The 20623-nt window shown below is 74.4% G+C and carries 2 protein-coding genes; both read left to right on the forward strand.

Translation table 11 applies throughout. The features are described from left to right. Nucleotides 1-7 precede the first annotated feature (7 nt). A complete protein-coding gene (locus tag AB0F15_RS02115; protein WP_360263754.1) occupies nucleotides 8-15226 on the forward strand; it encodes a type I polyketide synthase in 15219 nt (5072 codons plus the stop codon). Between the two features lie 9 nt (nucleotides 15227-15235). Beyond that, nucleotides 15236-20533, forward strand: a complete 5298-nt coding sequence (locus tag AB0F15_RS02120) for a type I polyketide synthase (protein WP_360263757.1) — start codon at nucleotides 15236-15238, stop codon at nucleotides 20531-20533. Nucleotides 20534-20623: the final 90 nt, after the last annotated feature.

Consider the following 20623-nt stretch of genomic DNA (forward strand, 5'->3'; position numbering starts at 1 on the left):
GAAGAACATGTCCGCGCCGAACGAGCAGATCGTTGACGCACTGCGCGCTTCGCTGAAGGAGAACGTCCGGCTTCAGCAGGAGAACACCGCGCTCGCCGCGGCCGCGGCGGAGCCCATCGCGATCGTCTCCATGGCCTGCCGGTACGCCGGCGGGATCCGCGGCCCGGAGGACTTCTGGCGCGTGTTGTCCGATGGCGCCGACGTCTACACCGGGTTCCCCGAGGACCGCGGCTGGGACGTCGAAGGCCTCTACCACCCGGACCCCGACAACCCGGGGACGACGTACGTGCGGGAGGGGGCCTTCCTGCGGGACGCGGCCCGGTTCGACGCCGGGTTCTTCGGCATCTCGCCGCGCGAGGCGCTGGCCATGGATCCCCAGCAGCGGCAGCTGCTCGAGGTCTCCTGGGAGACCCTGGAGCGGGCCGGGATCGACCCGCATTCGGTGCGGGGTAGCGACATCGGCGTGTACGCCGGGGTCGTGCACCAGGACTACGCCCCGGACCTCAGCGGGTTCGAGGGCTTCATGAGCCTGGAACGCGCACTGGGCACCGCGGGCGGTGTCGCCTCCGGGCGGGTCGCCTACACGCTCGGGCTCGAGGGCCCGGCGGTCACCGTCGACACCATGTGCTCCTCCTCGCTCGTCGCGATTCACCTTGCCGCGCAAGCACTTCGCCGCGGCGAGTGCTCGATGGCGCTCGCGGGCGGTTCGACCGTGATGGCGACGCCGGGCGGGTTCGTCGGCTTCGCGCGGCAGCGGGCACTGGCCTTCGACGGGCGCTGCAAGTCCTACGCCGCGGCCGCCGACGGCTCCGGCTGGGCCGAGGGTGTCGGCGTGCTGCTGCTGGAGCGGCTGTCGGTGGCGCGCGAGCGCGGGCACCAGGTGCTGGCGGTCATCCGTGGCAGCGCGGTGAACCAGGACGGCGCGTCGAACGGCCTGACCGCACCGAACGGCCCGGCGCAGCAGCGGGTCATCCGCAAGGCACTGGACGGCGCCGGGCTGTCACCGTCCGATGTGGACACCGTGGAGGGTCACGGCACCGGCACGGTGCTCGGCGACCCGATCGAGGTGCAGGCGCTGCTGGCCACCTACGGACAGGGCCGGGACCCGCAGCGGCCGCTGTGGCTGGGTTCGGTGAAGTCCGTCGTCGGGCACACGCAGGCGGCGTCCGGTGTCGCCGGCGTGATCAAGATGGTGCAGTCGCTGCGGCACGGGAAGCTCCCGGCGACCCGGCACGTCGACGCGCCCACGCCGCAGGTGGACTGGACGGCCGGGGCGGTCGAGCTGCTGACCGAGGGCCGGGAGTGGCCGCGCGGCGACCGCCCGCGCCGGGGCGGCATCTCGTCGTTCGGGGCCAGCGGAACGAACGCGCACATGATCCTCGAAGAAGCACCCGAGGACGAGCCGGTCACCGAGGAGCCGCCGTCCGCCGAGGTGGTGCCCCTTGTCGTGTCGGCGGCGACGGCCGCCTCGCTGGCCGCCCAGGCCGGCCGGCTGGCGGAGGTCGGCGAGGTCCCCCTGGCGGATATCGCCGGGACGCTGGTGTCCGGCCGGGCGATGCTCAGCGAGCGCGCTGTCGTCGTGGCCGGCTCGCACGAAGAAGCCGTGACCGGGCTGCGGGCGCTGGCTCGCGGCGAGAGCGTGCCCGGCCTGCTTTCCGGCCGCGGCACGGGTGCCCCGGGCAAGGTCGTGTGGGTGTTCCCAGGCCAGGGAACGCAGTGGGCCGGGATGGGCCGGGAGCTGCTCGACGCGTCGCCGGTGTTCGCCGCGCGGATCAAGGAGTGCGAGGCCGCGCTGGAGCGGTGGGTCGACTGGTCGCTCACCGACGTCCTGCGCGGTGACGCCGATCTGCTGGACCGCGTCGACGTGGTGCAGCCGGCGAGCTTCGCCGTGATGGTCGGGCTCGCGGCGGTGTGGGCTTCGCTCGGTGTGGAGCCCGAGGCCGTGGTGGGGCACTCGCAGGGCGAGATCGCCGCCGCGTGCGTGTCGGGGGCGCTGACGCTGGAAGACGCGGCGAAGGTGGTTGCGTTGCGCAGCCAGGCGATCGCCGCTTCGCTGGCCGGCCGCGGTGGCATGGCCTCCGTGGCGTTGAGCGAAGAAGACGCGGCCGCGCGGCTGGAACCGTGGGCGGGGCGCGTGGAAGTCGCCGCGCTCAACGGGCCGACGTCCGTGGTGATCGCCGGGGACGCCGAAGCACTGGACGAGGCCCTCGACGCGCTCGACGACCAGGGCGTCCGGATCCGGCGGGTGGCGGTGGACTACGCGTCCCACACCCGGCACGTCGAAGCCGCTCGCGACGCATTGGCCGAGATGCTGGCCGGGATCCGCGCGCAGGCCCCGGAAGTGCCGTTCTACTCCACCGTGACCGGCGGCTGGGTCGACGACGCCGGCGTGCTCGACGGCGGCTACTGGTACCGGAACCTCCGCCGTCAGGTGCGGTTCGGCCCGGCGGTGGCCGACCTGGTCGAGCAGGGCCACCGCGTGTTCGTAGAGGTCAGCGCGCACCCCGTGCTGGTCCAGCCGATCAGCGAGTTCGTCGACGACACCGAAGCCGTGGTCACCGGGACGCTGCGGCGCGAGGACGGCGGGCTCCGGCGCCTGCTGGCCTCGGCGGCCGAGCTGTTCGTGCGCGGGGTGACCGTGGACTGGTCCGGCGTGCTGCCGCCGTCCCGGCGGGCCGAGCTGCCGACGTACGCCTTCGACCACCAGCACTACTGGCTGCGGATGGGCGGGTCGGCGACCGATGCGGTGTCGCTGGGCCTGGCCGGGGCCGAGCACCCGCTGCTGGGCGCGGTCGTGCCGCTGCCGCAGTCCGACGGGCTCGTCTTCACCTCGCGGCTGTCGCTGAAGTCGCACCCGTGGCTGGCCGGGCACGCGATCGGCGGGGTCGTGCTGATCCCGGGCACGGTGTACGTCGACCTCGCTTTGCGTGCCGGTGACGAACTCGGCTTCGGTGTGCTGGAAGAGCTCGTGATCGAGGCGCCGCTGGTGCTCGGCGAGCGCGGCGGCGTCCGTGTGCAGGTCGCCGTGAGCGGGCCGAACGAAACCGGCTCGCGCGCGGTCGACGTGTTCTCCATGCGGGAAGACGGGGACGAGTGGACCCGGCACGCCACCGGTCTCCTCGGGGCGTCGGCGGCCCGGGAACCGAGCCGCTTCGACTTCGCCGCCTGGCCGCCCGCTGGGGCGCAGTCCGTCGACGTCGAGAACTTCTACGCCGACCTGACCGAGCGCGGGTACGCCTACAGCGGCGCGTTCCAGGGCATGCGGGCGGTCTGGCGGCGCGGTGACGAGGTGTTCGCCGAGGTCGCGCTGCCCGACGACCACCGCGAGGACGCCGGCAAGTTCGGCCTCCACCCGGCGCTGCTCGACGCGGCCTTGCACACGAACGCCTTCGCCAACCCGGACGACGACCGCAACGTGCTGCCGTTCGCGTGGAACGGCCTGGTCCTGCACGCCGTCGGGGCCTCGGCGCTGCGGGTGCGGGTCGCGCCGGGCGGCCCGGACGCGCTGACGTTCCAGGCCGCCGACGAGACCGGTGGCCTGGTCGTCACCATGGATTCGCTGGTGTCCCGCGAGGTGTCGGCCGCGCAGCTGGAGACGGCGGCGGGCGAAGAGCGCGACTCGCTGTTCCAGGTGGACTGGGTCGAGGTGCCCGCCACCGAGACCGCGGCCACCGAGCACGCCGAGGTGCTCGAAGCTTTCGGCGAGGCAACGCCCCTGGACCTGACCAGCCGCGTGCTGGAGGCCGTGCAGTCCTGGCTTGCCGACGCGGCCGACGAAGCCCGGCTGGTCGTGGTGACCCGCGGTGCCGTGCGCGACGTGACCGACCCGGCCGGTGCCGCCGTGTGGGGTCTGGTGCGGGCCGCTCAGGCGGAGAACCCGGGCCGGATCATCCTCGTCGACACCGACGGCGACGTGCCGCTCGGTGCGGTGCTGGCCAGTGGTGAGCCGCAGCTCGCCGTGCGCGGCACCGCTTTCTCCGTCCCGCGGCTCGCCCGCGCCACCGGCGAGGTGCCGGACGTCCCCGCGGTGTTCAGTCCGGAAGGGACGGTCCTGCTCACCGGCGGCACCGGCTCGCTGGGTGCGCTGGTCGCCAAGCACCTGGTCGCCCGGCACGGCGTCCGGCGGCTGGTGCTCGCGAGTCGTCGCGGGGTGGCCGCCGAAGACCTCCTCGCGGAGCTGACCGAGCAGGGCGCCACGGTGTCCGTGGTCGCCTGCGACGTCTCCGACCGCGACCAGGTGGCCGCGCTGCTGGCCGAGCACCGCCCGACCGGCATCGTGCACCTGGCCGGCCTGCTCGACGACGGCGTGATCGGGGCGCTGACCCGCGACCGGCTGGCGGGCGTGTTCGCGCCCAAAGTCACTGCCGCAAATCACCTCGACGAGCTGACGCGGGACAGCGACCTCGACGCCTTCGTCGTGTTCTCGTCCGCGGCCGCGCTGATGGGCTCGGCCGGCCAGGGCAACTACGCGGCGGCCAACGCCTTCCTCGACGGCCTGATGGCCGGGCGCCGGGCGGCGGGTCTGCCGGGCGTGTCACTGGCGTGGGGCCTGTGGGAGCAGGCCGACGGCCTGACCGCGCACCTCAGCGCCACCGACCAGGCCCGGATGAGCCGCGGCGGCGTACTGCCGCTGACCCCCGCCGAAGCATTGGACATCTTCGACCTCGGCCTGCACGCCGAGCAGGCCCTGCTGGTGCCGATCAAGCTCGACCTGCGGACCCTGCGCAGCCAGGCCACGGCCGGCGGCGAGGTCCCGCACCTGCTGCGCGGCCTGGTCCGCGCGAGCCGCCGGGTCGCCCGGACGGCCGCCGCGAGCGGGGGCGGCCTTGTCCACAAGCTCGCCGGGCTGGCGCCGGAAGACCAGGACGGCGTCCTGCTGGGCGTCATCCAGGCCGAAGCGGCCGCGGTGCTCGGCTTCAACGCGCCCGAGCTGGCCCAGGGCACCCGCGGGTTCAGCGACCTCGGCTTCGACTCGCTGACCGCGGTCGAGCTGCGGAACCGGCTGAGCGCGGCGACCGGTGTCAAGCTGCCCGCCACCCTGGTCTTCGACTACCCGACGCCGGTGGCGCTCGCCCGGCACCTGCGTGAGGAGCTGGGCGAGACAGTGTCCGGGGCGCCCGCCGCACCGGCGACGGACGCCGGGGACGCGGGCGAGCCGATCGCCATCGTCGGGATGGCGTGCCGCCTGCCCGGCGGGGTCATGGGCCCCGATGACCTGTGGCGGATGGTGGCCGAAGGCCGCGACGGGATGACGGCCTTCCCCGAAGACCGGGGCTGGGACCTGGACGGCCTGTTCGACTCGGACCCGGAGCGCCCGGGCACGGCGTACATCCGCCAGGGCGGCTTCCTGCACGAGGCCGCGCTGTTCGACCCGGGCTTCTTCGGCATCTCGCCGCGCGAAGCACTGGCCATGGACCCGCAGCAGCGGCTGCTGCTGGAAGCGTCCTGGGAAGCCCTGGAGCGCGCGGGCATCGACCCGGCCAAGGCCCGCGGCGACGCCGTCGGCGTCTTCTCCGGCGTCTCCATCCACGACTACCTCGAGTCCCTCAGCAACATGCCCGCCGAACTCCAAGGCTTCGTCACCACGGCCACGGCGGGCAGCGTGGCGTCGGGCCGGGTGTCCTACACCTTCGGGTTCGAGGGGCCGGCGGTCACCGTGGACACGGCGTGTTCGTCGTCGCTGGTGGCGATTCACCTGGCGGCACAGGCACTTCGGCAGGGCGAATGCTCGATGGCCCTGGCCGGCGGCGTCGCCGTGATGGGTTCGCCGATCGGCGTCATCGGCATGTCGCGGCAGCGCGGCATGGCCCAGGACGGCCGGGTCAAGGCGTTCGCCGACGGCGCGGACGGCACCGTGCTGTCCGAGGGCGTCGGCATCGTGGTCCTCGAACGGCTTTCGGTGGCCCGCGAACGCGGGCACCGGGTGCTGGCCGTCCTGCGCGGCAGCGCGGTGAACCAGGACGGCGCGTCGAACGGCCTCACTGCGCCGAACGGCCCGTCGCAGCAGCGGGTGATCCGCAGCGCGCTGGCCACGGCCGGGCTCGAACCGTCCGAAGTGGACGTCGTGGAAGCGCACGGCACCGGCACGGCGCTGGGCGACCCGATCGAGGCACAGGCCCTGCTGGCCACCTACGGGAAGAACCGCGACCCGGAGAAGCCGCTGTGGCTCGGTTCGCTGAAGTCGAACGTCGGCCACACCCAGGCGGCCGCGGGCGTGGCGGCCGTCATCAAGATGGTCCAGGCGCTGCGGCACGACACCCTGCCGCCGACCCTCCACGTCCAGGAGCCCACCAAGCAGGTGGACTGGTCCGCGGGGGCGGTCGAGCTGCTGACCGAGGGCCGCGAGTGGGCCCGCAACGGCCACCCGCGCCGCGCCGGCGTCTCGTCGTTCGGCATCAGCGGCACCAACGCGCACCTGATCCTCGAAGAGGCGCCCGCCGACGACACCCCCGAGGCGGACGTGCCCGACGCCGTGGTGCCCGTGGTGGTGTCCGCGCGCAGCGCCGGATCCCTGGCGGGCCAGGCCGGGCGGCTGGCGGCGTTCCTCGAAGGTGACGTCCCGCTGGGCCGCGTGGCGGGTGCCCTGGTGTCGACCCGGGCAACGCTGACCGACCGGGCCGTCGTCGTGGCGGGCTCGGCCGAGGAGGCCCGGGACGGGCTGACGGCACTGGCTCGCGGCGAGAGCGCGGCCGGCTTGGTGACCGGCAGCGCGGGGATGCCGGGCAAGGTCGTCTGGGTGTTCCCCGGGCAGGGGACGCAGTGGGCCGGCATGGGCCGGGAACTGCTCGAAGCGTCCCCGGTGTTCGCCGAGCGGATCGCCGAATGCGCCGCCGCGCTGGAACCGTGGGTCGATTGGCCGCTGCTCGATGTGCTGCGCGGCGAGACCGACCTGCTCGACCGGGTCGAGGTGCTTCAGCCCGCGAGTTTCGCCGTGATGATCGGGCTTGCCGCGGTGTGGGCCTCCGTGGGCGTCGTGCCCGACGCCGTGCTGGGCCACTCCCAGGGCGAGATCGCCGCGGCCTGCGTGGCGGGCGCGTTGTCCCTCGAGGACGCGGCCAAGGTCGTCGCGCTGCGCAGCCAGGCGATCGCGGCGCGGCTGTCCGGGCGCGGCGGCATGGCGTCGGTCCAGCTGAGCCACGACGAGGTGGCCGCCCGGCTCGCGCCGTGGGACGGCCGCGTCGAGATCGCCGCGGTCAACGGTCCGTCCTCGGTGGTGATCGCGGGCGACGCCGAAGCTTTGACGGAGGCCGTGGCCGCCCTCGAAGGACGGCGGGTGGCGGTGGACTACGCGTCCCACACCCGGCACGTCGAGGACATCCGCGACACCCTCGCCGAGACACTGGCCGGGATCACCGCACAGGCCCCGCTCGTGCCGTTCTACTCGACCGTCACCGGGGAGTGGATCACCGAAGCCGGAGCGGTCGACGGCGGGTACTGGTACCGGAACCTGCGCAACCAGGTCGGCTTCGGCTCGGCCGTGGCCGAGCTGCTCGAGCAGGGACACGGCGTGTTCGTCGAGGTCAGCGCGCACCCGGTGCTGGTCCAGCCGATCACCGACGTCGTCGACGACACCGACGGCACCGACGGCACCGCCGCCGTGGTCACCGGGACGCTCCGGCGCCAGGACGGCGGCCCGCGGCGGCTGCTGACCTCGATGGCCGAGCTGTTCGTCCGGGGTGTCCCGGTCGACTGGGCGACGATGGCGCCGCCCGCGCGTGTCGAGCTGCCGACCTACGCCTTCGACCACCAGCACTTCTGGCTCAGCCCGCCCGCCGCAGCCGACGCACCCGCGCTCGGGCTCGCCGGGGCGGACCACCCGCTGCTGGGCGCGGTCGTGGCGCTGCCGCAGTCCGACGGCCTGCTGTTCACCGCGCGCCTGTCGGTGCGGTCGCACCCGTGGCTGGCCGACGGCGTCCCGGGTTCCGCACTGGTGGAGCTGGCCGTGCGGGCCGGTGACGAAGCCGGCTGCCCGGTCGTCGACGACCTGACCGTCGAGACACCGCTGGTGCTGCCGGAGAGCGGGGGCTTGCGCGTGCAGGTCCTGGTGAGCGGAGAGCGCACGGTCGACGTGTACTCGCAACGCGAAGGCGACGAGGACTGGACCCGGAACGCCACCGGGCACCTGTCGGCCACGGCTCCGGCCCACGAGCCCTTTGACTTCACCGCCTGGCCTCCGCCCGGTGCGCAGCAGATCGACGGCCTCTGGCGCCGCGGCAGTGGCGAGAACACCGAGATCTTCGCCGAGGTCGCCCTGCCGGCGGAGCTGGACGCCGGCGCGTTCGGCATCCACCCCTTCCTGCTGGATGCGGCCGTGCAGCCGGTCCTCGCGGACGGCGAGCAGCCGGCGGAGTGGCACGGCCTGGTCCTGCACGCCGCGGGTGCCTCGGCGCTGCGCGTGCGGCTGGTGCCCGGCGGTGCCCTCCAAGCGGCGGACGAAACCGGCGGGCTGGTCCTCACGGCGGATTCGGTGGCAGGCCGGGAACTCTCGGCCGGGAAGCCCCGTGCCGGCTCGCTGTACCGGGTCGACTGGACCGAAGTGTCCATTGCGGACGGTCCGGTGCCGGACCAGGTCGAGGTCATCGAAGCGTTCGGTGAAGAGCCCTTGGACCTGACGGCTCGGGTGCTGGCAGCCGTGCAGGCCTGGCTCGGCACCGCGGCCGACGACGCCCGGCTGGTCGTGGTGACCCACGGCGCCGTGCCCGCCGGTGACGGTGTGGTGACCGATCCGGCCGGGGCGGCCGTGTGGGGCCTGGTCCGGGCCGCGCAGGCGGAAAACCCGGACCGCATCTTCCTGCTCGACACCGACGGCGAGGCCCCGGTCCTGGCGACCGGCGAGCCGGAGGTCGCCGTGCGCGGCGGGAAGTTCTTCGTGCCCCGCATCGCTCGCGCGGAGCAGAGCGGTGACGTCGTGTTCCGCCCGGACGGGACGGTCCTGATCTCGGGCGCCGGTGCGCTCGGCGGCCTGGTGGCCCGGCGGCTCGTCGAACGCCACGGCGTGCGGAAGCTGGTGCTGGCGAGCCGCCGGGGCCGCGACGCCGACGGCGTGGCGGACCTGGTCGCCGAGCTGGCCGCGGACGTGTCCGTGGTGGCTTGTGACGTCTCCGACCGCGCCCAGGTGGCGGCCCTGCTCGACGAGCACCGGCCGACCGCGGTGGTGCACACCGCCGGCGTCCTCGACGCGGGTGTCATCGAGACGCTGGACCGCGACCGGCTGGCCACGGTGTTCGCCCCGAAGGTCGACGCGTTACGGCACCTCGACGAGTTGACTCGCGAGCGGGACCTCGACGCTTTCGTCGTCTATTCCTCGGTGTCCGCGGTGTTCATGGGCGCGGGCAGCGGCAGTTACGCCGCGGCGAACGCCTTCCTGGACGGCCTGATGGCGAACCGCCGGGCGGCGGGCCTGCCGGGCTTGTCGCTGGCGTGGGGTCTGTGGGACCAGAGCACCGGTATGGCGGCCAACACCGACGAGGCCACCCGGGCCCGGATGAGCCGCCGCGGTGGCCTGCAGATCATGACGCAGGCCGAGGGCATGGACCTGTTCGACGCCGCCCTCGGCTCGAGCGAGTCACTGCTGGTGCCCGCGAAGCTGGACCTCCGCGCGGGCGGGGCCGTGCCGCACATGCTGCGTGGCCTGGTCCGCGCGGGCCGTCAGCAGGCCCGCACGGCGTCCACTGTGGACAACGGGCTGGCCGGGCGGCTGGCCGGGCTCGCCCCGGCCGACCAGCTGACCCTGCTGCTGGACCTGGTCCGGGCGCAGGTGGCGGCCGTGCTCGGGCACGCCGACGCGAGTGCCGTCCGTGTCGACACGGCGTTCAAGGACGCCGGCTTCGACTCGCTGACCGCGGTCGAGCTGCGCAACCGGATGCGGACCGCGACCGGGCTCAAGCTGCCCGCGACGCTGGTCTTCGACTACCCCAACCCCCAGGCCCTCGCCCGCCACCTGCGCGACGAACTCGGTGGTGCGGCGGAGACGCCGGTGACCACCGCGGCCGCGAAGGCCGACCTCGACGAGCCGATCGCCATCGTCGGCATGGCTTGCCGCCTGCCGGGCGGGGTCGCCGGGCCCGAGGACCTCTGGCGGCTGGTCGCCGAGGGCCGGGACGCGGTGTCGGACTTCCCGACCGACCGCGGCTGGGACCTGGAGAACCTCTACGACCCCGACCCGGCGCGTCCGGGCAAGACCTACACCCGGCACGGCGGGTTCCTGCACGAGGCGGGGCTCTTCGACGCGGGCTTCTTCGGGATCTCGCCGCGCGAGGCCGTCGCGATGGACCCGCAGCAGCGGTTGCTGCTGGAGGCGTCCTGGGAGGCGATGGAAGACGCCGGGGTCGACCCGCTTTCGCTGAAGGGCCACGACGTCGGCGTGTTCACCGGCATGTTCGGCCAGGGTTACGTCGCACCGGGGGACAGCGTCGTCACCCCGGAGCTGGAGGGTTTCGCGGGCACGGGCGGGTCGTCGAGCGTGGCGTCCGGCCGGGTGTCGTACGTGTTCGGGTTCGAAGGCCCGGCGGTGACGATCGACTCGGCGTGCTCGTCGTCGCTGGTCGCGATGCACCTCGCCGCCCAGTCGCTGCGGCAGGGCGAGTGTTCGATGGCGCTGGCCGGCGGCGCGACGGTGATGGCGAACCCCGGCGCGTTCGTCGAGTTCTCCCGTCAGCGGGGCCTCGCCGTCGACGGGCGCTGCAAGGCGTTCGCCGCCGCGGCCGACGGCACCGGCTGGGCCGAGGGCGTCGGCGTGGTCATCCTCGAGCGGCTGTCGGTGGCGCGGGAACGCGGCCACCGGATCCTGGCCGTGCTGAGCGGCAGTGCCGTCAACCAGGACGGCGCGTCGAACGGCCTGACCGCCCCGAACGGGCCCTCGCAGCAGCGGGTGATCCGCCGGGCGCTGATGAGCGCCGGACTGGCACCGTCCGATGTGGACGTCGTCGAGGCGCACGGGACCGGGACCACGCTGGGTGACCCGATCGAGGCGCAGGCCCTGCTGGCCACCTACGGCAAGGACCGCGAGACGCCGTTGTGGCTCGGGTCGCTGAAGTCGAACATCGGCCACGCGCAGGCCGCCGCGGGTGTCGCGGGCGTGATCAAGATGGTCCAGGCGCTCCGGCACGAAGTCCTGCCGCCGACGCTGCACGTCGACCAGCCGACCCCCGAGGTCGACTGGTCCGCCGGCGCCGTCGAACTGCTGACGGAAGCCCGTGCGTGGCCGCGCACCGGCCGCCCGCGCCGGGCCGGCGTGTCCGCGTTCGGCGTCAGCGGCACGAACGCGCACCTGATCCTGGAAGAGGCACCCGCCGAAGAGCCGGTGCCCACGCCGGAGCTTCCGGTGGTGCCGGTCGTGGTTTCCGCGCGGAGCAGGACGTCCCTGGCCGGTCAGGCCGGCCGCCTCGCCGGGTTCGCCGCGGGTGACGTGCCGCCGGCGGGCGTGGCCCGGGCGCTGGTGACGAACCGGGCGGTCCTGCCCGAGCGCGCGGTCGTCGTCGCGGGCTCCCGCGAAGAAGCCGTGACGGGCCTGGAAGCGCTGGCCCGCGGCGAAGATTCGGCCGCCGTAGTCACCGGGCGGGCCGGTTCGCCGGGCAAGGTCGTGTGGGTGTTCCCGGGCCAGGGTTCGCAGTGGGCCGGGATGGGCCGGGAGCTTTTGGCGGCTTCGCCGGTGTTCGCCGAGCGGGTTGCCGAGTGCGCGGCCGCGCTGGAACCGTGGGTCGATTGGTCGCTGCTCGATGTGCTGCGCGGGGAGTCCGGCCTGCTGGATCGCGTCGACGTGGTGCAGCCGGCGAGCTTTGCGGTGATGGTCGGCCTCGCCGCGGTGTGGCAGTCCGTGGGTGTGCGGCCGGACGCGGTGGTCGGGCATTCGCAGGGCGAGATCGCCGCGGCGTGTGTGTCGGGTGCCTTGTCGTTGAAGGACGCGGCGAAGGTGGTCGCGCTGCGCAGCCAGGCGATCGCCACCCGGCTGGCCGGCCGCGGTGGCATGGCTTCCGTGGCGCTGAGCGAAGAAGACGCGACCGCGTGGCTGGCTCCGTGGGCCGACCGGGTCCAGGTGGCCGCGGTCAACAGCCCTGCCTCCGTGGTGATCGCCGGGGAGGCCCGGGCCCTCGACGAGGTCGTCGAAGCGTTGGCCGGCCGGGAAGTCCGCGTCCGGCGGGTGGCCGTGGACTACGGGTCCCACACCAACCAGGTCGAAGCCATCGAGGACCTGCTGGCCGAAACCTTGGCCGGCATCGAGGCACAGGCCCCGAAGGTGCCCTTCTACTCCACCTTGACCGGTGACTGGATCCGCGACGCCGGGGTCGTGGACGGCGGCTACTGGTACCGGAACCTGCGCAACCAGGTCGGGTTCGGTCCGGCGGTGGCGGAGCTCGTCCGCCAGGGCCACGGCGTGTTCGTCGAGGTCAGCGCGCACCCGGTGCTGGTCCAGCCGATCAGTGAAATCAGCGACGACGCGGTGGTGACCGGGTCGCTGCGGCGCGACGACGGTGGCCTGCGGCGCCTGCTGACGTCGATGGCCGGGCTGTTCGTGCGGGGCGTCGCGCTCGACTGGGCCGCGGTCCTGCCGCCGGCGGCCCGGGTCGACCTGCCGAAGTACGCCTTCGACCACCGGCACTACTGGCTCCGGCCCGCCGAGACCGCGACCGACGCGGCCTCGCTGGGCCAGGAAGCCGCCGACCACCCGCTGCTGGGCGCGGTCGTCGACCTGCCGCAGTCCGATGGCCTGGTGTTCACCTCGCGGTTGTCGGTGCGGACGCACCCGTGGCTCGCCGATCACGCGGTCGGCGGCGTGGTGCTCCTGCCCGGCTCCGGGCTGGCCGAACTGGCCGTGCGGGCCGGCGACGAGGCCGGGTGCACCGCGCTCGACGAGCTGATCATCGAGGCTCCGCTGGTCGTTCCCGCGCACGGCGGGGTCCGGGTCCAGGTCGCGCTGAGCGGCCCGGACGAGACCGGCTCGCGCACGGTGGACGTCTACTCCCGGCGCGACGGCGGCGCGGGAACGTGGACGCGGCACGCCACCGGGGTGCTGTCGGCGACGGCCGGTGCGGACCCCGCGTTCGACTTCGCCGCCTGGCCGCCTCCGGGGGCCGAGCAGGTCGACGTCGAGACCTTCTACACCGATCTGGCCGAGCGCGGGTACGGCTACGGGCCGGCGTTCCAGGGGCTGCGGGCGGTGTGGCGGCGCGACGGTGACGTCTTCGCCGAGGTCGCCCTGCCCGAGGACCTGCGCAAGGACGCGGGCCGGTTCGGCATCCACCCGGCGTTGCTCGACGCGGCCCTGCAGGCCGCCACGGTCGGCGGCGAGCCCGGCGAGCCGGTGCTGGCGTTCGCGTGGAACGGCCTGGTGCTGCACGCCGCGGGGGCGTCGGCGCTGCGGGTCCGGCTCGCGCCGAGCGGCCCGGACGCGCTGTCGGTCGAAGCCGCCGACGAGACCGGCGGTCCGGTCCTGACCATGGAATCACTGGTGTCCCGGCCGGTTTCGGCCGAGCAGCTGGGCGCCGCGGCCGGCCCGGGCCACGACGCGATGTTCCGCGTCGACTGGACCGAACTGACCGCGGGGCCCCTGGCGGAGCTGCCGCCGTGGGTGCGGATCGACACCGCCGACGACGTGGCGGCCCTGGCGGAGAAGGCGGACGCGCCACCGGTGGTGGTCTGGGAAGCCGCCGGCGCGGACGCCTTGGCCAGGACCTCCCGGGCCCTGGAAGTCGTGCAGGCGTGGCTGGCCGCACCCGCGCTCGAGGAATCCCGGCTGGTCGTGACGACCCGCGGCGCGGTGCCCGCGGGCGGTGACCACACCCTGACCGACCCGGCCGCGGCGGCGGTGTGGGGCCTGGTCCGGTCCGCGCAGGCGGAGCACCCGGACCGGATCGTCCTGCTGGACACCGACGGCGAACTGCCGCCGGGCGTGGTGCCGGCCTCCGGTGAGCCGCAGCTCGCGGTGCGCGGGACGACGGTCTTCGTGCCCCGGCTGGCCCGCGCCACCCGGCTCTCGGACGCGCCCGCCGCGTTCGACCCGGACGGAACCGTGCTGGTCTCGGGCGCCGGATCGCTGGGCACGCTGGTCGCCCGGCACCTGGTGACCCGGCACGGCGTGCGCCGGGTGGTGCTGGCCAGCAGGCAGGGCCCGGACGCCGAGGGCGCCCAGGACCTGATCACCGAGCTCACCGGCGAGGGCGCGGACGTGTCCTTCGTGGCCTGTGACGTCGCTGATCGCGACCAGCTGGCCGCTCTCCTCGCGGACCTGCCCGAACTGACCGGGGTGGTGCACACCGCGGGCGTCTTCGAGGACGGCGTGATCGAGGCGCTGACGGCCGATCAGCTGGCGAACGTGTTCGCGGCCAAGGTCACGGCCGCGATGCACCTCGACGAGCTGACCCGCGACCGGGAGCTGGGCGCGTTCGTCGTGTTCTCGTCCGTCGCGGGCGTCATGGGCGGCGGTGGCCAGGGCCCGTACGCGGCGGCGAACGCCTTCCTGGACGCGGCGATGGCCCACCGCCGGGCGGCGGCCCTGCCGGGGCTGTCCCTCGCCTGGGGCCTCTGGGAACGCAGCAGCGGCATGGCCGCCCACCTCAGCGATGTCGACCACGCGCGGGCGAGCCGCAACGGCGTCCTGGAACTGACCCGCGCCGAGGGCCTCGAGCTGTTCGACCTCGGGCTGCGGCTGGACCAGGCCCTGCTCGTGCCGATCAAGCTCGACCTCACGGCGGTGCGGGCGGGCGACGTGCCGAGCCTGTTCCGCGGCCTGGTCCGGCCGAGCCGCACCCAGGCCCGGACCGTGTCCACTGTGGACCGTGGACTGACCGGCCGGCTGGCCGGGCTCCCCGCGGCCGAGCGGGAGGCGCTGCTGGTCGACGTCGTGCGCGGTCAGGTCGCCCTCGTGCTCGGGTACGACGGGCCGGCGGCCGTGCGCCCGGACACGGCGTTCAAGGACACCGGCTTCGACTCGCTGACGTCGGTGGAACTGCGCAACCGGCTGCGCGAGGCAACCGGGCTGAAACTGCCCGCCACGCTCGTCTTCGACTACCCGAACCCGCTGTCCGTCGCCCGCTACCTGGGAGCGCGGCTGGTTCCGGAAGGCACGGCGAACGGCATGACGAACGGCACGGCGAACGGGCGGAACGGGGACGAGGACCGGCTGCGGCACGTGCTCGCGTCGATCGCGGCCGACGACCCGGGCGAGGAGCGGCCGATCGCCGAACTGGGCGTCGACGACCTCGTGCAACTGGCTTTCGGCGACGAGTGATTGGGGAACGTGGTGAGTGCGTCGTATGAAAAGGTCGTCGAGGCGCTGCGGAAGTCGCTGGAAGAGGCCGGCACGCTGAAGAAGCGGAACCGGCAGCTCCTCGACGCGGCAGGCGAACCGATCGCCATCGTCGGCATGGCGTGCCGGCTGCCCGGTGGCGTCACCGGGCCCGACGACCTGTGGCGGCTGGTGGCCGAGGGCGGCGACGCCGTGTCGGGGTTTCCCCAGGACCGCGGCTGGGACCTGGACACCCTGTTCGACCCGGACCCGGACCACACCGGCACGTCCTACACCGACCGGGGTGGCTTCCTCCACGACGCGGCGCTGTTCGACCCGGGCTTCTTCGGGATCTCGCCGCGGGAAGCGCTGGCCATGGACCCGCAGCAGCGGTTGCTGCTGGAGACGTCGTGGGAGGCACTGGAGCGCGTCGGCCTCGACCCGGCTTCGTTGAAGGGCACCGACGTCGGCGTGTTCACCGGCGCGGGCGGCTCCGGCTACGGCGGTGGCCTGGCGGCCCCGGAGATGCAGAGCTTCGCGGGCACCGGGCTGGCGTCGAGCGTGGCGTCGGGCCGGGTGTCCTACGTCTTCGGGTTCGAGGGACCGGCGGTCTCGATCGACACCGCGTGCTCCTCCTCTCTGGTCGCGATGCACCTGGCCGCGCAGGCCCTGCGGCAGGGCGACTGCTCGATGGCGCTGGCCGGTGGCGCGATGGTGATGTCGGGCCCCGACTCGTTCGTCGTGTTCTCCCGGCAGCGCGGACTCGCCGCCGACGGGCGCTGCAAGGCGTTCGCCTCGGGGGCCGACGGCATGGTGCTGGCCGAGGGCGTCAGCGTGCTGGTGCTGGAGCGGCTCTCGGTGGCGCGCGAGCGCGGGCACCGGGTCCTCGCCGTGCTCCGCGGCAGCGCGGTGAACCAGGACGGCGCCTCCAACGGCCTGACCGCTCCGAACGGGCCGTCGCAGCAGCGCGTGATCCGGGCGGCGTTGGCCGGCGCCGGGCTCGAACCGTCCGATGTGGACCTCGTCGAGGCGCACGGCACCGGGACGACGCTGGGCGACCCGATCGAAGCGCAAGCCCTGCTGGCCACCTACGGACAAGGGCGGGACAAGCCGTTGTGGCTCGGCTCGCTGAAGTCGAACATCGGGCACACGCAGGCGGCCGCGGGCGTGGCGAGCGTGATCAAGGTGGTGCAGGCGCTGCGGCACGGCGTCATGCCGCCGACCCTGCACGTGGACGAGCCCAGCTCGCAGGTGGACTGGTCCGAAGGCGCGGTGGAGCTGCTGACCGAGGCGCGCGAGTGGCCGCGTGCGGACCGGCCGCGCCGGGCCGGGGTGTCCTCGTTCGGCGTCAGCGGGACGAACGTGCACCTGATCATCGAGGAGGCGCCGGCGGAAATCGCGCCGGAGGCCCCGGTCTCCGGCGGCGTCGTGCCGCTGGTGATCTCCGCGCGCAGCACCGGTTCCCTGGCCGGGCAGGCCGGCCGGCTGGCCGGGATGGGTGTTCCGGCGGCACAGCTCGCCGGTGCGCTGGCGTCCGGGCGCGCGCGGTTCGACGAGCGCGCCGTCGTCGTGGCCGGTTCGGACGAGGAAGCCCGGGCGGGGTTGCACGCGCTGGCCCGCGGTGAGGCCGCGCCCGGCGTCGTCACGGGGAGCGCAGGCAAGCCGGGCAAGGTCGTCTGGGTGTTCCCGGGTCAAGGGACGCAGTGGGCCGGGATGGGCCGGGAGCTGCTGGACTCCTCGCCGGTGTTCGCCGAGCGGATCAAGGAGTGCGCGGCCGCGCTGGACCAGTGGACGGACTGGTCGTTGCTCGACGTCCTGCGTGGCGAGGGTGATCTCGCGCGGGTCGAGGTGCTGCAGCCGGCTTGTTTCGCGGTGATGGTCGGCTTGGCCGCGGTGTGGGAGTCCGCCGGGGTGCGGCCGGACGCGGTGGTCGGTCACTCGCAGGGCGAGATCGCCGCGGCGTGCGTGTCCGGGGCGCTCTCGCTGGACGACGCGGCGAAGGTGGTCGCGTTGCGCAGCCAGGCGATCGCGGCGAAGCTCTCGGGCCGGGGCGGGATGGCCTCGGTCGCGCTGGGCGAAGACGAGGCGAACGCCCGGCTGGCGCTGTGGGAGGGCCGGGTCGAAGTGGCCGCGGTCAACGGCCCCGCCTCGGTGGTGATCGCCGGGGACGCCCAGGCGCTGAACGAGGCTCTGGAGGTACTGGCCGGGGACGGCGTCCGCGTCCGCCAGGTCGCGGTGGACTACGCCTCGCACACCCGGCACGTCGAGGACATCCGCGACACGCTCGCCGGGTCCCTCGCGGGGATCGCGGCGCAGGCGCCGGTGGTGCCGTTCTGGTCGACCGTCACCGGGGACCGGATCTCCGGCGCCGGGGTCGTCGACGGCGATTACTGGTACCGGAACCTGCGCAACCAGGTGCGGTTCGGCCCGGCCGTGGCGTCCTTGCTCGAGCAGGGACACGGGGTGTTCGTCGAGGTCAGCGCGCACCCGGTGCTGGTGCAGCCGATCAGCGAGCTCACCGATGCGGTCGTGACCGGGACGCTGCGGCGTGACGACGGCGGCCTGCGCCGGCTCCTGACGTCGATGGCCGAACTGTTCGTCCGCGGCGTCCCGGTGGCGTGGGCCACGATGGTGCCGCCCGCGCGGGTGGAGCTCCCGACGTACGTCTTCGACCACCAGCACTTCTGGCTCCGGCCGGCCGCGCAGGCGGACGCCGTCTCGCTCGGCCAGGCTGCGGCGGGGCACCCGCTGCTCGGCGCGGTCGTGCCGCTGCCGCAGTCGGACGGCCTGGTGTGCACCTCCCGGCTGTCGGTGCGGACGCACCCGTGGCTGGCCGACCACACCATCGGCGGGGTCGTGCTCTTCCCCGGCACCGGGCTGGTGGAGCTGGCCGTCCGGGCCGGTGACGAGGCCGGCTGCCCGGTGCTGGACGAACTCGTGACGGAGGCGCCGCTCGTCCTGCCCGGCCAGGGCGGAGTGAACGTCCAGGTCACGGTGAGCGGCCCGGACCCGAGCGGCTCGCGCACGGTGGACATCCATTCCCAGCGCGAGGAGGGGTGGACGCGGCACGCGACCGGCACGGTCTCGGCGACGCCCGCCGGTCGCCCCGGCTTCGACTTCACCGCGTGGCCGCCGCCGGGCGCCCGGCGGGTCGAGATCGGCGACTTCTACGCCGACCTCGGCGAGCGCGGGTACGCCTACGGCCCGGTGTTCCAGGGTGTGCGGGCGGTGTGGCAGCGCGGTGACGAGGTGTTCGCCGAGGTCGCCCTGCCCGAGGACCACCGGGAGGACGCCGGGCAGTTCGGCCTCCACCCCGCCCTGCTCGACGCGGCCCTGCAGACCGGGACCATCGCCGCGGCCGCGTCCGGCGAACCCGGGAAGTCGGTGATGCCGTTCTCGTGGAACCGGCTGGCCCTGCACGCCGTGGGGGCCGCGGGACTGCGGGTGCGGGTCGCGCCGGGCGGACCGGACGCGCTGTCGGTCGAGGCCGCCGACGAGACCGGCGCTCCGGTACTGACGATGGACTCGCTGGTCCTGCGCGAGGTCGCCCTCGACCAGCTGGACACCGAGCGCACCGGCTCGCTGTACCGCGTGGACTGGCCCGAAGTGACCATTGTGGACAGTGTGGGCAGTGCGGTGCCGCCGGACCGGGTCGAGGTGCTCGAAGCCTTCGGTGCGGAGCCCCTGGACCTGGCCGGCCGGGTGCTGGAAACCGTGCAGGCGTGGCTCGCCGACGCGCTGGAAGAAGCGCGTCTGGTGGTGGTGACCCGGGGCGCGATGCCCGCCGGCGACGGCGTGGTGAGCGACCCGGCCGGCGCCGCGGTCTGGGGCCTGGTCCGGGCGGCCCAGTCGGAGAACCCCGACCGGATCATCCTCTTCGACACCGACGGCGAGGTGCCGCTGGGTGCGGTGCTGGCGAGCGGTGAGCCGCAGCTCGCGTTGCGCGGCAACACCTTCTCCGTGCCACGGCTCGCCCGCGTCACCGAGCCGGCCGGCGCGCCCATCGCGTTCCGTCCGGACGGGACGGTCCTGGTCTCCGGAGCCGGGACGCTGGGTGCGCTCGCGGCCCGCGCCCTGGTCACCCGGCACGGCGTGCGGCGGCTGGTGCTGGCCAGCCGGCGCGGCCGGGACGCCGAGGGCGTGGCCGAGCTCGTCGCCGAGCTGACCGGCCAGGGCGCCGAGGTGACGGTCGCCGCCTGCGACGTCGCCGACCGGGGCCAGGTCGCCGCGCTGCTCGGGAAGCACCGGCCGACCGCGGTCGTGCACACCGCGGGCGTGTTCGACGCGGGCGTCACCGGGGCGCTGACCCGGGACCGGCTGGCCAAGGTGTTCGCGCCCAAAGTCACAGCGGCCGGCCACCTCGACGAGCTGACCCGCGAGCTGGACCTCGACGCGTTCATCGTCTACTCGTCCGCCTCCTCGATCTTCATGGGCGCGGGCAGCGGCGGGTACGCGGCGGCCAACGCCTTCCTCGACGGGTTGATGGCCGCCCGCCGCGCGGCGGGCCTGCCGGGGCTTTCGCTGGCCTGGGGCCCGTGGGAACAGCTCACCGGCATGGCGGACACCATCGACGACCTCACCCTGGCCCGGATGAGCAGGCGCGAGGGCCGCGGCGGCGTCCGGGCGCTCGGTTCCGCCGAGGGCATGGCGCTGTTCGACGCCGCGCTGACGGCCGGGCAGGCGCTGCTGGTGCCGATCGAGCTCGACCTGCGCGAGGTGCGGGCCGACGCCACGGCCGGTGGCACGGTGCCGCACCTGCTGCGCGGGCTGGTCCGGGTGGGCAGGCAGGCGGCGCGGGCGGCGTCGGGCGAGGACGGTGGCCTGGCCCGCCGGCTGGCCGGGCTCGCCGCGGCGGAGCAGGAAGCCCTGCTGCTCGACCTGGTCCGCGGTCAGGTCGCCGTCGTGCTCGGGCACGCCGACGCTGCCGGTGTCCGCGCGGAAGCGGCGTTCAAGGACGCCGGGTTCGACTCGCTGACGTCGGTGGAACTGCGCAACCGGCTGCGCGAGGCGACCGGCCTGAAACTGCCCGCGACGCTGGTCTTCGACCACCCGAACCCGCTGGTGCTGGCCCGGCACCTGCGGGAGGAGCTCGCCGTCGAGGAGGCGTCCCCCGCCGATGCGGTGCTGGCCGGCCTCGCCGGTCTGGAGACGGCCATCGCGGCGTCCGGGCCGGACGGCGACCGGATCGCCGCGCGGCTGCGGGAACTGCTGAAAGCGGCCGAGGCGGCCGAGGCCCGGCCGGACCCGTCCGACGATCTCGACACGGCCAGCGACGAGGAACTGTTCGCCCTCGTCGACAGCCTCGACTGAAACCGCTGTGACATCCGGGGCTCCGCCCCGGGCCGGGGGCTTCGCCACCCGGACCCCCGAAAAGTGAGTACACGTGAGACTTCTGGGAGT

This window comes from Amycolatopsis sp. NPDC026612, assembly GCF_040638285.1.
GTDB lineage: Bacteria > Actinomycetota > Actinomycetes > Mycobacteriales > Pseudonocardiaceae > Amycolatopsis.

What these genes read in the sequence shown, in the direction of transcription:
- AB0F15_RS02115 (WP_360263754.1), top strand. Translation starts at nt 8, where the DNA reads ATGTCCGCGCCGAACGAGCAGATCGTTGACGCACTGCGCGCTTCGCTG.